The 14,033-nt window shown below is 46.1% G+C and carries 13 protein-coding genes; 6 read left to right on the top strand and 7 right to left on the bottom strand.

Annotated elements, in window-relative coordinates; genetic code table 11:
* Positions 1-20 precede the first annotated feature (20 nt).
* Together ubiE and aroF are read right to left on the bottom strand one after the other, a co-directional pair.
* On the bottom strand, positions 21-734 hold the full coding sequence (gene ubiE / locus DOE51_RS16975) for a bifunctional demethylmenaquinone methyltransferase/2-methoxy-6-polyprenyl-1,4-benzoquinol methylase UbiE (RefSeq protein ID WP_142697715.1): 714 nt from the start codon (positions 732-734) through the stop codon (positions 21-23).
* On the bottom strand, positions 724-1,566 hold the full coding sequence (gene aroF, locus DOE51_RS16970; protein WP_142697714.1) for a 3-deoxy-7-phosphoheptulonate synthase: 843 nt from the start codon (positions 1,564-1,566) through the stop codon (positions 724-726). The genes ubiE and aroF overlap by 11 nt, the downstream gene beginning before the upstream one ends.
* 106 nt (positions 1,567-1,672) lie before the next feature.
* On the opposite strand from aroF, the gene DOE51_RS16965 reads away from it, so the two are divergent.
* From DOE51_RS16965 to DOE51_RS16955, 3 genes are read left to right on the top strand one after another with little or no spacing between them, the layout of a single operon-like run.
* Entirely contained in the window at positions 1,673-2,695 is a 1,023-nt protein-coding gene (locus DOE51_RS16965) for a chorismate-binding protein (protein WP_246845160.1), read from the top strand.
* Positions 2,696-2,700: 5 nt separating this feature from the next.
* Positions 2,701-4,263 (top strand): 2-succinyl-5-enolpyruvyl-6-hydroxy-3-cyclohexene-1-carboxylic-acid synthase, encoded by a 1,563-nt coding sequence (menD, locus tag DOE51_RS16960; protein ID WP_246845159.1) that lies wholly within the window; start codon positions 2,701-2,703, stop codon positions 4,261-4,263.
* Complete coding sequence (locus DOE51_RS16955) at positions 4,251-5,018, top strand: alpha/beta fold hydrolase (protein ID WP_142697711.1); 768 nt, start codon at positions 4,251-4,253, stop codon at positions 5,016-5,018. The genes menD and DOE51_RS16955 overlap by 13 nt, the downstream gene beginning before the upstream one ends.
* Here DOE51_RS16955 and DOE51_RS16950 read toward each other — a convergent pair.
* The 5 genes from DOE51_RS16950 to add all read right to left on the bottom strand — a co-directional run bounded on the left by DOE51_RS16950 (position 4,998) and on the right by add (position 9,680).
* Positions 4,998-5,849, bottom strand: a complete 852-nt coding sequence (locus tag DOE51_RS16950; RefSeq protein ID WP_142697710.1) for a trypsin-like serine protease — start codon at positions 5,847-5,849, stop codon at positions 4,998-5,000. The genes DOE51_RS16955 and DOE51_RS16950 overlap by 21 nt on opposite strands.
* 76 nt (positions 5,850-5,925) lie before the next feature.
* On the bottom strand, positions 5,926-6,900 hold the full coding sequence (locus tag DOE51_RS16945; protein WP_168196481.1) for a trypsin-like serine protease: 975 nt from the start codon (positions 6,898-6,900) through the stop codon (positions 5,926-5,928).
* A 135-nt stretch (positions 6,901-7,035) separates the two neighbouring features.
* Positions 7,036-7,998 carry a prolyl aminopeptidase gene (gene pip, locus DOE51_RS16940; RefSeq protein ID WP_142697708.1) on the bottom strand — a complete coding sequence of 321 codons (963 nt, stop codon included), beginning with the start codon at positions 7,996-7,998 and terminating at the stop codon, positions 7,036-7,038.
* A 63-nt stretch (positions 7,999-8,061) separates the two neighbouring features.
* Positions 8,062-8,658, bottom strand: coding sequence for a DUF6624 domain-containing protein (locus DOE51_RS16935; protein WP_142697707.1), 597 nt, complete (start codon positions 8,656-8,658; stop codon positions 8,062-8,064).
* Complete coding sequence (gene add / locus DOE51_RS16930; protein WP_142697706.1) at positions 8,658-9,680, bottom strand: adenosine deaminase; 1,023 nt, start codon at positions 9,678-9,680, stop codon at positions 8,658-8,660. The genes DOE51_RS16935 and add overlap by 1 nt, the downstream gene beginning before the upstream one ends.
* Positions 9,681-9,717: 37 nt before the next feature.
* On the opposite strand from add, the gene DOE51_RS16925 reads away from it, so the two are divergent.
* The 3 genes from DOE51_RS16925 (at position 9,718) to DOE51_RS16915 (ending at position 14,028) form a co-directional block, all read left to right on the top strand.
* The gene (locus DOE51_RS16925) at positions 9,718-11,724 is read left to right on the top strand and encodes a transketolase C-terminal domain-containing protein (RefSeq protein ID WP_142697705.1); all 2,007 of its coding nucleotides are present in this window, start codon (positions 9,718-9,720) and stop codon (positions 11,722-11,724) included.
* Between the two features lie 65 nt (positions 11,725-11,789).
* On the top strand, positions 11,790-12,233 hold the full coding sequence (gene gloA, locus DOE51_RS16920) for a lactoylglutathione lyase (protein ID WP_371726726.1): 444 nt from the start codon (positions 11,790-11,792) through the stop codon (positions 12,231-12,233).
* 244 nt (positions 12,234-12,477) lie between these two features.
* Positions 12,478-14,028, top strand: a complete 1,551-nt coding sequence (locus tag DOE51_RS16915) for a hypothetical protein (protein ID WP_142697703.1) — start codon at positions 12,478-12,480, stop codon at positions 14,026-14,028.
* Positions 14,029-14,033: the final 5 nt, after the last annotated feature.

Below are 14,033 nucleotides of genomic sequence, written 5' to 3'. Positions count from 1 at the left end.
CGAAATTTTAAATTTCAAAATTATTTTACAGTGCCTTTGTAGATATAAGCGATTCCGCCAGTCAAAGAGATGTATTCCATCTTCGAGAACTGACCGCTTTCTTTCATCAAATCGATGAAACCTTCGCGGCATGGGAATGCTGCTGAAGATTTTTGTAGATACTCGTAAGCATCTTTTTGACCTGTCACCAAGCCACCGATCTTCGGCAAAATATTTTGTGAATAGAAATTGTAAAGTGGACCGAACACAGGAATGTTCACTTGGCCGAATTCAAGAACCATCACATGGCCACCTGATTTCGTAACACGTCCCATTTCTTGAAGAGCCTTCACAGGATTGCCAACGTTACGAATACCAAAAGAGATGCTTGTGATATCGAAGTTTTTGTCAGCGTATTGAAGTTGTGTCACGTCAGCTTGTTCAAACTGAATCTCAAGACCGCGCTCTTTGGCTTTGCCTGGAGCAGGGATCAACATCTCTGCACAGAAATCAGTACCGATAACCGCGCCATCAGCACCCACAGTTTTTTTGAATTCAATCGCAAGGTCACCAGTACCAGTGGCGCAATCCAAAACTTTTTGACCTGGCTTTGTGCCAGCGTATTTCACAAGTTTTTTTCTCCACAAGTGATGAACACCCATAGAAAGAACGTTGTTCCCTTTGTCGTAGTTCGCTGCGACTTTAGAGAACATATTGCGAATGATTTCTGGATTTGGAGAATGCTTAGTGTGCATGAACAGTTACTCCAGCAGTCTGGTGTAGAGGTCTATCGATTGCCGTCAGAATTTTATCAAGCTTCTTCATCATTGTGCTGAAGTCACCCAAAGTCAGAGCCTGCATACCATCAGAAAGAGCTTCTGCAGGACGAGGATGAACTTCAACGATGATACCGTCAGCGCCAACAGCGGCAGCGGCATAAGCAAGATCCGGAACAAGAGCGCGAATACCTACCGCATGAGAAGGATCCACGATCACAGGAAGATTTGTATTTTTCTTAGCAAAAGCAACGGCGTTCAAATCCAAAGTGTTGCGAGTTGCAGTTTCGAAAGTACGAATACCACGTTCACACAAAATAACATTCGGATTGCCACCGTTTGTAACGTACTCTGCCGCTTTGATCCATTCGTTGATGTAAGCAGCCAGGCCGCGCTTCAACAAAACAGGTTTGCGTTGTTTACCAAGCTCACGAAGAAGCTCGTAATTTTGCATGCTGCGCGAACCGACTTGGAAGCACTCAACAACGTCATAAACTTCAGCGATCTGACGAGCGTCAGTCACTTCAGAAACCAAAGACATATTCACTTCTTTGCAGATATCTTTGACGAAATCGAATGCCGAAGGACCCAAGCCTTGGAAATCTTTAGAAGACGTACGCATTTTCCAGATGCCACCACGAAGAAGGTGAGCGCCCGCGGCTTTCACTCCTTGTGCTGTTTCCAAAAATTGCGAAGGACTTTCGATAGAGCAAGGACCTGCAATCACCGTGAAGTTAGGACCACCGATATCAAACCCGCCGATATTGACTATTTGGGTTGAGGGACTTGTTTGCATAGTTTGAATTTCCATAATACGAACTTCTTCTGTTCACCCATGAAAGAGGGGCCTTATTGTGGATCGGCAGAATAGCATAACGCTTCCAAGCTTTACAAACTTTTTGCAGTCAGGGGCACTCTTGCGACACAAAGGCCTATGGACTGTCATTGAGGGCCCTTTCGAGCCTGTAAAAAATGCCAATACCCAAGGAATTTCAGTATTTTGGCCCGATTTCTACGATCTCGACAGCAAACCACTTTATCAAGGCGTTTGCACCTATGAGTTGAACACATCACAAATCGTCGCAGTATGTGAGAGCTTTTTGCAGAAAAACAGCAGTGAAGGTCTCCTAAGTAAAGCGCCGTGGAACGAGCCAAGCAAAGACGATTTTGCCGTAGCATTGAACTCGATGCAGGAGAAAATTCGTCACGGTGAAATTCAAAAAGCAGTTCCTGTGATTTTCGCTCGCAGCAAGCAAACCGTGGCAGCTGTTGATCGCGCGCGCATGTTGCTGACATTAACAAAAGCACCAGACACTTTGTTTGTGTATGGATTTTGGCAAAACGGTGAAGGCGTGTTGGGTGCAACTCCAGAAACTTTATTTGATTTTGAAAATGATCAGTTGAACACGATGGCGTTAGCGGGCACTTGCCCAAAAAGCGAAAGCACAGAACGTGAATCACTTCTGCAAGACGCAAAAGAGATGGAAGAGCACGATCTGGTTGTTCAAGATTTAAAACAACGTTTGGCAAAATGGGGCGCGATTAAAACCAAAGGCCCTTACATTTTGGAATTGCCGACGTTGTACCACTTAAAAACCGATTTCTCTGTGCAATGTCAGACCCGTCCTGATTTTGTGGCGTTGACGAAAGAGCTTCACCCGACGCCGGCATTGGGCGTGGCACCTCGTTCAGCAGGTTATAAGTGGATGGCGCAGTATCCGGGGCAAGAAGGGCGCGGCGGTTATGGCGGGCCGATGGCATTCATTGCTCAGGATAAGGCTGTGTGTCTTGTCGGCATTAGAAATTTGCAGTGGAATAGCGAAGAAGCGATGATTGGATCAGGATGCGGGATTGTTCCAGCAAGTGAACTTGATCGCGAGTGGAGAGAACTCTTCCAGAAACGTCTGTCAGTGAAAAAGATTTTGGGGCTTGAATTATGACAAATATGGAACTAGCAGCAAAAGTTGTCCAAGCATTAGTGGACACGGGTGTGCGCGAATTTGTGTTATGCGCGGGCGCTCGTAATAGCCCATTGGTTCACGTCTTGGATGAGAATCGCAATTTGAAGGTGTACACATTCTTCGAAGAACGCTCGGCTGCGTTTTTTGCGCTTGGTAGAATTGCAAGCACTCGTCGTCCGGTTGCGATCATGACAACTTCAGGAACTGCGGTGGCAGAACTTTTGCCAGCAGCAGTTGAAGGGACTTATTCTTCGTTGCCATTGATTATGGTCACCGCCGATCGCCCGAAACACTATCGTGGTTCAGGGGCTCCGCAAACGATTGAACAAGTGGGTATCTTTTCTTACTACAACGAAGTGGCTTTGGATATCGATGCGGAAAATTCGCATTTGTCTTTCAAAAGCTTGTCGTGGAAAAAACCAGTTCACGTCAACGTGTGCTTTGAAGAACCATTGATCGACGGCCCAATTCCACAAATCAAAATTCCTCAACATCCTGAAAGAATCAGACTTCCAGGTCAGTTGCCATTGGGAACTTTGAAAGAGATGGAAAAATTCTTGAACACGCATAAGCCACTGGTGATTGTCGGTATCTTACCGGAAAAAGCCTATGGCACGGTTTTGGAATTTTTGAAACACTACAAAGCGCCAACATATGCGGAAGGTATTTCAAGTCTGCGTGGTCATCCTGAATTGCAAGACATCTTGATTCAATCCGGCGAACAAATGATTCACCGAATTTTGAAATCGGGCGAGTGCGATTCGATCTTGCGTATCGGTGGTGTGCCGACGGTGCGTTTGTGGCGTGATCTTGAAGATAAATACCGTGATATCCCAGTGTTCTCTGTCGGCTTTAATCACTACACGGGTTTAAGTCGTGAAGTTCAGCATATCAATTCATTGGATCTTTTAAGTCAGGTTGAATTCACGTCGAAACATTCTGAAAACGTGAAAATCAATTTTGACGATTCAGAAAAAGCAGCGAAGGTTCGCGCGCTTTTAGAAAAATATCCGAACTCAGAACAAGGTATGATTCACTCTTTGTCGAAAAAAGCAAAAGGTGCATCGGTGTATCTTGGTAACTCGTTGCCGATTCGTGAATGGGATTCGTGCGCAGATTTGCACAGCTTGCCTTTGCGTGTGGCTGCGAATCGCGGTGCGAATGGTATCGATGGTCAGATCTCTACATTCCTGGGTTGGTCGTCAACAGAGACTGAAAACTGGTGTCTTGTTGGAGATTTAACAGCGATGTATGATTTATCGTCACTTTGGGTAACTTCGCAGCTTGAAGCACAGAAGTTCCGTCTGGTTGTTATCAACAACGGTGGTGGTCAGATCTTCTCGAGAATGTTTAAGAAAGAGATTTTCATAAACAAACATCAGATTTCTTTCGAATCATGGGCAAAGATGTGGAATTGGTCTTATCAGCAGTGGCATAATATACCTGTGACTACTGACTTAGCTGATAAACAGATCATTGAACTCATCCCTGATGCGCAACAGACGCAGGAGTTCTGGAAGGAGCTGGAAGCTCTGTGGAAAGAGTAAATCTTTTCTTACTTCACGGATTTCTTGGAAGACCGGCAGATTGGGAGGCTGTAAAAGCGTCTTTGCCTAAGAATGATCGTATCAAGATCTATACGCCCGACTATTTCAAAGATAAAAATCTAAGTCCGACACATAACTTTGCAACGTGGGCGCAGAACTTCAATCGCTGGGTGCAGATGGAAACGCACGGAGCAGATCGCAACGTGCTGATCGGCTATTCGTTGGGCGGTCGCCTTGCTTTGCACGCGCTCGAGCAGAAGCCAGCACTGTGGTACAAGTCTTTATTAATTTCGACAAATCCTGGTTTCAACGATCACTTCGCAAACTTTGATCCGCAATCGGAAGAACGCCGTCAACGTTGGATGAGTGATTCATATTGGGCCGAAGAGTTTTTGAAATCGTCATGGGAAACTTTGATCAACAACTGGAATGCGCAGCCCGTATTCGGGGGCAGTGAAAAAGAACCCACGCGTATCGAAAAAGATTATTCGCGCGAATTGTTGGGCTTAGCGCTGACTCAATGGTCGTTGGCTCAGCAAAAAAACATGCGTCCGCTGATTCAAGAGCTAGCAAATAAAATTAGCTGGGTTGTCGGGGAGCGTGACGAAAAGTTTGTGGCACTTGCTGAAACTTTACGTGCGGATATTAAACAGCTTAAGACGGATGTGATCCCTGAAGCGTCCCACCGAGTTTTATTCGATAGCCCCAAGGATCTTGCGGAAAAGATTAAGATCTTAATTCAACAGCTTTTGTGATTGTTCTTGAATCCACGGCAAATAATTAATCACGTTCATGTAGATTGATTTTTCTTTGCAGAAATCTTTCTGTTCAATGTACGTGTCTTTTTCATCGCCGCTTAATTCGCGTGGCACTGTCCACAACGTCGCAGAAGCAATACCCATGACATAATAAGTATTACGGAAACGGATCAATGCCGGGCCGCCAGAGTCGCCATTGCAAATCCCTGTGCCGTTGCTTTGATCCACGCGAAACTGCTTGCCGTCTTGACTGACAGAATCGATTTGCAAGCCCACGTGGCGAAGAACGCCCGAACCCTGCATATCGGCTGGATTGTTGGAACGTTTGCCAGTTGTGCGACCGTAACCCAAAGCCAAGAACACTTCGTTTGTAGAAAGGCTAAAGCTTGTTGAAGGCAGCTTCACCGGGAAGAAGCCTTCTGGGATGGGTTGATCCAATAAAATCAACGCCAGATCGTTACGCGCGTCTGTGCTGGCTTTATTGTATTCGTCATGGACGATCACGTCTTTGCTGCGACGAAGATCAAAGGGACCTTGCAAAGGCAAGTTACCGAACGCCATCGTGATTTGTTTGGCCGGGCCAATACAGTGAGCCGCCGTGAGTATCAGGCGCTCATGGATAATGGTGCCCGTGCACGACATGTTGGTAGAAGAATCCACCAAGAAGGCCACGGTGCGACCTGGAGCATATGTGGGACTAGTCTCATTACCACCAACAATCGCAGGCTGCGATGCAGGCAATAACTCAACCTTGCGGTCAGAGTTGTTCTGACATCCGCAAAGGACAAAAACGACTAAAGAGCCGACGTACAACATTTTCGTTTTCATGGTGAAGGAAATAACAAAAGGGCTGCTCGTTTAGTAGCAGCCCTTTTAGATTTTGAAAAAATGTTTCTAGATCGTGTTAGTTAGCAGTTTGCGAAGAACCAAGACGATTTGGATCTGTGATTGAAGGAGCAGTGAATTGTTTCGCTACGCCATTCAACCAAGTTTTGTAAGAGTAAGCTTTTGTGTACACAGAGTATTGAGAGCAATCGTTTTTAGGATCTCTCTCTCCACGGTTTGTGATACCCCACAAGTAGATTTTGCCTTTAACAGTGATGTACGCTGGGCCGCCAGAGTCACCGTGGCAAGCACCCTCGCCTTGTTTTTGATTCAAAAGAACTTCAGTCAAAGAGAACTTAGGATCTTCGATCTTAACGTTGTCAGTTTTGCGAAGTTGACCTGCACCGAACATGTTGTTCTCTACACAGTTTGTAAGCTTCATGTTGTCATCGCAGATAACTTTACCAGTTTGGATCGCGTTGATGATGTCTGGGTAAGTTTTGCTGTCGATTGGAGTCAACGTCACTTTGTTCGCACCGTAACCAGCAAGAGTCACTTTCGCACCCTTTTGCAACACTGACATATCCGTCAACATTGTCGCAGGGATGAAGCCTTTTGGAGTCGTGCCTTTGTAGTGAAGAAGTGCAACGTCACCTGTGTCTTTATCTTGGTTTTTGCGAGATTCCCAGTAAGGAGAAGCCGCTGCTTTATCAACTGGAAGCATTTGGCCTTCAGTTGCTGTATCCATATCTGGAGCGAAAACGATCATCATGTAATCGCCTAGGCAGTGTGCAGCTGTCAGAACCAAGTTACCTGGAAGAAGTGAGCCTGTGCAGATTGCTTCGCCTTCTTCGTCTTTGTTGGCGCTGATGATGCCCACGATATTTTTAGAGATTTGATCGTCTGCAGTAACTAATTTTCCGTTAATGATTGCAGAGTCTTGAGTGCTCGAAGCGTCTACTTGAGCGTTTGTGTCGGCAGCTTTATTTGGAGAGCAAGCTGCGAATGTAAGTGTTGAAAGAACCCCTAGTACAAGACCTTTATTCAACCCCACCAAATCCCCCCGGATTAAGTTGCATTACTATATGCAATGCGTGGGTTGAATAAACCCAATTTGGAACCACTTTACAACAAATTAATACTTATAGGTGCCATAAGAGGTCTCTGTGAGACCTCTTATGTGAAAGACTTACAAGCTTCTGCAAGCGTCTGTCGCTTCTATTAGAGCTGAGCGAGTTCCGGGCTCTGCAGCTGCATGTCCGGCATCCGCAACGATTGTAAATTTTGCTTCTGGCCATGCCTTGTGAAGCTCCCATGCAGAGGTTGCTGGGCACACAACATCGTAACGTCCTTGCACGATGAAGCCAGGAATCTTACGAATCTTATCGACGTTTTCTAAAAGCCAATTGTTAGTCTTAAAGAACGCGTTGTTCGTGAAGTAGTGGCATTCGATACGCGCGAAGCTTAATGCATATTCAGGATCGTCAAACTCATCGACTGCTTTTGGATCAACGTAAAGGCGCGAAGTTGCTGCTTCCCACTTGCTCCAGGCTTTTGCGGCTTCCAAGCGGATGTTCGCATCTGCGTGAGTCAGGCGTTTGTAGTACGCTGCCACCATGTCGTGACGTTCGTTGACTGGAATTGGTTTCAAGTATTCATCCCACACGTCTGGGAAAATGTGTGAAGCACCTTCTTGATAAAACCATTTAATTTCTGAAGGACGACACAAGAAAATTCCACGCAAGACCAACGCTTTGACTCGTTCAGGATGAGTGATCGCGTAGGCCAACGCCAGAGTTGAACCCCAGCTGCCACCGAACACAACCCAGTTTTCGATTTTGAAAAACTCGCGGAGCTTTTCAATGTCGCTGACTAGATCCCAAGTTGAGTTGTCACGAAGTTCTGCGCTTGGAGTTGATTGGCCCGAACCGCGTTGATCGAACAAAATAATACGATAAGTTTTTGGATCAAAGAAACGACGATGATCGGGGTGAATGCCGCCACCGGGTCCGCCGTGAAGGAACACAACGGGTTTACCTTGGGGATTGCCGACTTCTTCAAAATATAAGTTATGAAGTTCAGAAGTTTTGAAGAAACCTTTATTGTACGGTTCGATCTCTGGATAAAATTCGCGATTTGGTGTGTTTATCATTTTTAAAATTCCTTTCAGAGTTGCTCCAGCCTGGGTCACCGGTCGGCACTGCCGGCGTAGCCGTTACGTTGTACGCCAGCCCGTTTTGTGAGTCCATTCGATAAATTCTTGATAACGTTTTTGTGGTTGGGGTGGATGATATTCTCCAGTCAACGGAGTCACCACCAAACTTTCTAACGGTTCAAGATCCATTGTTGCGCGACGCTCGTTAAGATGTTCTTCATCTTCGACGTCGCTGACTTTCATGATACCGTTTTCATCCCAATCTTTGTTGGTCGCGTAGACTTGTTTGCGGCCTTCGTAAAAACGGATGCGATCAATCAAGAAGGCGACATATTGTTTGGGAACTTTATTTGCCTTTGCTAAATCCTGCAATGTCACTTCTTGGGCGCGCATGAATTCAGGCCAACTGATCGCGTGCAGTGTAAGGCGTAACGCTGCAACCACTGCTTCTTCACTGACGTTATCGCGAGTTGGAAACGTGCCCATGTCGTCGATGATTTCTTTAAGACGCTTGGCGTGTTTCAAATGAACTTTCTCCATCGCGGGATGATAGCCGTGATAGAGCTCGCCAGTTTGGGCAAGAGCTTCGCGAACCGCTTCGTCTTCGCGGATCATGTGTAAAAGTTCTTCGTCAATCTCTTTCCAAGTTTTTGCCATTAGAAGAAATCCTGTTTGAATAGATCTTTTTGTTTTGCCGGAATGAAACTGGCGTTAAACGCATTTTGGTTGCACAGACGGAACTCTTCCTGTGTAAAACCGTGCACGCGATGTAGTACTTCGTAATCGTCGCTTAAATTGGTGGCGAAAACTCCTGGGTCGTCGGAATTGATGGTGATTTTAATTCCTTGTTTTAGAAGCTCGCGCACAGGATGTTGCTCATAAGTCGGAAAAGATTGTGTCAGGTAGTTGCTGATCGGACAGACTTCCAATGGAATTTGTCTGTCACGAATGAATTGCATCACCTGCGGATCGCGCACGATTTGGATGCCGTGACCGATGCGTTCGGCTCCTAAAATCTCGACGGAATCTTTAACCCATTTTGCTGCCAAGTCGTTTGGTGTTTCGCCGGAATGGATTGTGATGTGAAGACCTGCTTTTTTTGCTTTTTGAAACAGGGGCGCGAACGGTTTGGGATCGAAGCCTTCCTCGTTGTCAGCCAAGTCCAGAGCCAAAAAGCTGTCTTTGTGGTAAATGGCGAAATCCACAACTTTTTCCGCAAGCTCGAAGGATTTAATTCTTTGCACGATGCAGATCAGACCTACGGCCATTGGGAAATGTTTCTTGGCCTTTTCGATGCCTTTTACAAAAGCTAAATGAATCTTGTCGTAATCCAAATCTTGATGACCTTCAGCGATGAAAGTCGGTGCATAACGCAGCTCGAGCACGCGAATGCCGTCGTTATAAGCGTCCTCGCAGGCCTCATAGGCAACGCGAGTCAGAATTTCTTCGCTGGCTAAGACTTTCTGAGCGTTTAGGAACTTATTCAGAACCGAGCTCAGGTCTTTCATAGGCGATGTAATAAGAAATTGGTCCTTTTGTCCTTGCGAAGTTGGCGCTAATTCGATGCCGACTTGTGGGGCTAATTCAATCAGCGTGCTCCAACGCACTGAGCAGTCTAGGTGACGATGCAAATCGACTTTCAAAAGATCGCGAATGTTCTGGGAAAAGAGCTTTTGCATTTGAAGTTCCTCGTCTTGAGAAGTAAAACATAATCCTATGACAGAACCTATTCAAATTAAAACAAAACTCGGTGGCAACCCTACTCAAGAACCTCAATTCAAAAGCTTTGTGAAAAGCAAAGATGGACGCTCCATTCCAGTGGCGGACCCTCGTTCAACTCGTGCGCTTGTGTCTTTGATGGACATGAATGCGGTTTTGGGCGGAGCTGCTTGTCACTACGGCGGTCCTGCGGCTTTCGCAGAGTTAATGTCCGCGATGCATGGACTTGTTTTTGATGTCGCTGCTAAAGAGAAAAAGCAATGGTTCGATCTTTTCCATCTTGTGAACGATGCAGGTCACTGTGAAAACGGACTGTATGCATTGAAAGCAAACTATGGCATGGCGGGTTTGACTTTGAATTCTCTTAAAAAATTCCGCTCGATCGAAAGTGGTTTGACGGGTCACGGTGAAGTTCACTGTTTCCCTGAAGGCGTTTTTGTTTCTAACGGTCCGTTGGGTTCTGCGTTCCCACAAACTCAAGGTTTGGCGATGGCTGAAGCTTTCTCTGGCAAAAATCGTGTGACGATCACGGCGATTTCTGATGGTGCCAGCATGGAAGGCGAGGCGAAAGAATCTTTCTCTGCTATTCCGGGTTTGGCGGCTTCTGGTAAAATGGGTCCTTACGTTTTGGTTATCAGCGATAACAACACAAAACTAACGGGTCGTATTGATGCGGAATCATTCTCAATGAATCCTTCTTTCGAAGCTTTGAAAGCTTTGGGTTGGAAAGTGATTGCGTTGCCTGAAGGTAACAACTTGCAAAAGTGTTACGATGCGATTGCGGAAGCAGTTGAGTCTGCAAAAGCAAATCCTAAAGTTCCAGTGGCGATCTGGGCAAAAACAATCAAAGGTATCGGCACGAAGAAGACGGCAGAGTCTGCTTCTGGTGGTCACGGTTTCCCATTGAAATCTCCTTCTGAATTGCCAGCATTCGTTTCTGAAATTTATGGTGGCGAAGCGTATCCTGAAGTTTTCAATTCTTGGATTTCTGAATTGAATACTTGGGAAGCAGAAATTAAAGCAAATGCGGTGAAAGATACTGGCGAGAAAATTCAAGTCGGTGTTTCTTCTGCGATGATCCGTGCTCGTAAAGCGGGTCTTCCAGTTGTGTCTGTGACTTCGGATCTTCCGGGTTCAACAGGTGTTGCAGGTTTCAGAAAAGAATTTGCAGCAGATTCATTCGACGTAGGTGTTGCGGAAAGCAACATGGTTTCAACAGCGGCTGGTTTTTCAAAAATCGGTTACATTCCAGTTGTTGATACGTTCGCACAATTTGGTGTGACGAAAGGTGCATTGCCTTTGACGATGGGTGCATTGTCGGAAGCGCCAATCATCGCGATCTTCTCGCACACAGGTTTCCAAGATGCGGCTGACGGTGCGTCTCACCAAGCGTTGAGCTACATGGCGATGGTTTCTTCTATTCCGCACGTGGATGTTTATTCATTGTCTTGTAGTGAAGAAGCCGATGCATTGGTCTTCGCAGCGATTGAAAAATTCGCAGCGGATCGTAAAGCGGGTAAAGTTCCAAACAGCTCTGTGTTCTTCTTGGGTCGTGAAAACTTCCCGAAGACATTCGTCGCTGGTGCAAAATACGATTTGAATAAAGCACAAATCTTAGCTGATACAACCGCAGGAAAATCTAAGTCTGTGACAATCGCAACAACAGGTTCGTTGGTTCCACAGGCTTTAGAAGCTGCTAAAACTTTGGAAACAAAAGGTATCGGTTCAGTGGTTGTAAATGTTGCGAAAGTAAATCACATCGACGTTGAAACATTCAAAGCGGCCTTGGCGAAAACAGATGGTCGTATGATCACAGTTGAAGATCACCAAATCATCGGTGGCTTCGGTCAAATGTTGGCGCACGGTTTGTTGCAAGCGGGCGTTAACTTGAAATTGAAATCTTTGGGTGTACACGGTGAGTTCGGGCAAAGTTCTTACACAGCTCTTGAACTTTACAAAAAACACAAAGTAGATGCTTCTGCGATTGTTGAGGCGGCGCTGTGAGTTCTATTCCTGGCGTATGCTTGACTCCGGATGCGGAGACAAAAGGTTATATCTTCAATCACACAATGTTGCGTGTGCGTGATCCAAAGGTATCTTTGGATTTCTACACGCGTGTATTGGGCATGAAGTTGATTCGTAACGTGGATTTTGCTGATTGGAAGTTCTCTTTGTATTTCTTGGCCTATGTTCCTGAAGGGACCGTCATTCCTTCAGGTGCTGGTGCTGATAATGCGAAGTACGTCAACGGTCGTGAAAGCGTTCTTGAGCTGACTCATAACTGGGGCACTGAAGAAAAAGCGGAAACTCCTTACCATAATGGCAATACAGAGCCACGCGGCTTCGGTCACATCTGCGTGACAGTTCCCGATATCAAAGCAGCCTGCGAGCGTTTTGAAAAGTTAGGCGTGCCATTTCAGAAAAAGCTTGGTGAAGGCGGTATGAAAAACATCGCGTTCATTAAAGACCCGGATAATTATTGGGTCGAAATTGTGCAACCTGGTTTGCTGTAAATTTTCATTCTTATAAAGCCTCGGTCTATACCGGGGCTTTTTTCATTTTGGGTATCTAACTGATCCTAGTCTGATTGTGGAATCGTCTCCACACTGTCTTCCACAATTGCTTCCATAGTTGAATTTTCCCTCGGGAAAGTGTGGAAGTTCTTCCAACATGTTGTCTTATTTATTTTTCGCGTAACGAACGATCATCTAGCGAGTGAAAAATCCGCCCGAGAAGTTCATGGGTTGGGAGTTCACCGTGAGATTTGCGAAGTACGTTTTTAAAATTCAATTGAGATCTATCGTCGCAGGAATTGCGACTTTATCGATGCTGAGTGCGCAAACGGTTTATGCAGCCGATGCGACGGGAGCGACAGCAAGTGGTGCCACCGCGAGCGGTGATGCTTCTTCTGCGGCCACAGCTGCTGCGATTAGCTCTGATGGTTATTCTGAAGACGCTGCAAAATTGAAAGCTGAAACGAAGGCTATTCTAGCTTTTGCGGAAAAGATTCAAACGGCGGGCGGCAAAGTTTTAGTCATGGAAGTTTTAAAAAAGATCGATAGCTTTGCTTCTTATTATGCAAATCTTCATGGCACTTGTACGACAAGTCAGGCTTCTGCGAAATTCGTGTGCCGTGAAGAAACGTCTCCAAAACTTCAGGACACTTTAAATCAGGTGAATACGTTAATGGGTGCAGTAACTGCTTCGGGTGTGACGGATGCGTGTAGTACATTCGGTAAAATCATGACGATGGCTCAAGCGGGATTGACGGCTTATACGGCTGCTTGTTCTGCGGCTCGCGCGGCTTGTGAAAGCTCTTGTTCGACTGTGTATTCGAATATCAAAAACATCAACGATCTTTCTAAGAGTTTAATGAATGCTGCAGATGTTTGTGTTGGCGGCTATCCTCCGGAAGCGACGACTCCTGCGGCACAAACAGCAGCAATACAATCGACGGCATCGATGTGTGTGCAGTTTTCTAACGAATTGCACACCACTTTTAAAACCAATGTTGTGTTGGTTGCGGAAAAAGAAAACAACTACAACGATGCGAATCCTTCGAAATCAATGATCTCTAAGAACAAAGCCTGCACTTATACATATGCCAGTATGATTATTTCTGCGGGGACGGGTATTTTAGGTGTGATCCAAAGTGCGAAGGCTGCGAATGAGTGTGAAGACGAAACCGATGGTACTTCGACTTCAACCACAACATCCACAACAGATACATGCTCCGTTGCTGCGAATGCCAATTTGCCAGAGTGTATTTGTGCAGCGAACCCACGTCTTGCCGGTTGTGCGAATGCTTTAGAAAAAGCAGGTGACGCGGCAACAACAACAGTCTCTGCGTTGTCATCACCGAATGCTGCAAGTTCAACCGCAAGTGGATTAACCAGTGCGGATCTTGCCTCTGACGGCACAATGGCAACAACCTCGGGAACTTCTTCGGATTCATCGGGCTCGTCAGCAGCGGGCGCACCCGTGGGTGGTGCAAGTAGTTTAAGTAGTGGCGGTGGGAACTCTAGCGGAACGGGCACAGGCACAGAGGGGAACACTAAAAGTGCCTTGAACGCCAACATTCTTGGCGGAGGTGCCAGTGGCGGTGGGGGAGGAGGCTGGGGCTCACGCTCAACAGCCTCTGACGAATCGAAATATCGTTCGTACTTACCTGGAGGCGACAAGGATCCAAATAAGGTTGCTGGTCAGTCGAATTGGACCAAAGAAGTCACAAGCCAAGCGGGTAAATCGAACTGGGAAAAAATTCGTGAACGATACCGTGATAACACTAACACTTTGATTGGAAACTAGGGGCG

This window comes from Bdellovibrio sp. NC01, from assembly GCF_006874625.1.
GTDB lineage: Bacteria > Bdellovibrionota > Bdellovibrionia > Bdellovibrionales > Bdellovibrionaceae > Bdellovibrio.
The sequence above is the reverse complement of the archived record's forward strand: the minus strand, read 5'-3'. Positions and strand labels throughout refer to the sequence as shown.

What these genes read in the sequence shown, in the direction of transcription:
- ubiE (WP_142697715.1), bottom strand. Translation starts at nt 734, where the DNA reads ATGCACACTAAGCATTCTCCAAATCCAGAAATCATTCGCAATATGTTC.
- aroF (WP_142697714.1), bottom strand. Translation starts at nt 1,566, where the DNA reads ATGGAAATTCAAACTATGCAAACAAGTCCCTCAACCCAAATAGTCAAT.
- menD (WP_246845159.1), top strand. Translation starts at nt 2,701, where the DNA reads ATGGAACTAGCAGCAAAAGTTGTCCAAGCATTAGTGGACACGGGTGTG.
- DOE51_RS16950 (WP_142697710.1), bottom strand. Translation starts at nt 5,849, where the DNA reads ATGAAAACGAAAATGTTGTACGTCGGCTCTTTAGTCGTTTTTGTCCTT.
- pip (WP_142697708.1), bottom strand. Translation starts at nt 7,998, where the DNA reads ATGATAAACACACCAAATCGCGAATTTTATCCAGAGATCGAACCGTAC.
- DOE51_RS16935 (WP_142697707.1), bottom strand. Translation starts at nt 8,658, where the DNA reads ATGGCAAAAACTTGGAAAGAGATTGACGAAGAACTTTTACACATGATC.
- add (WP_142697706.1), bottom strand. Translation starts at nt 9,680, where the DNA reads ATGCAAAAGCTCTTTTCCCAGAACATTCGCGATCTTTTGAAAGTCGAT.
- DOE51_RS16925 (WP_142697705.1), top strand. Translation starts at nt 9,718, where the DNA reads ATGACAGAACCTATTCAAATTAAAACAAAACTCGGTGGCAACCCTACT.
- gloA (WP_371726726.1), top strand. Translation starts at nt 11,790, where the DNA reads ATGTTGCGTGTGCGTGATCCAAAGGTATCTTTGGATTTCTACACGCGT.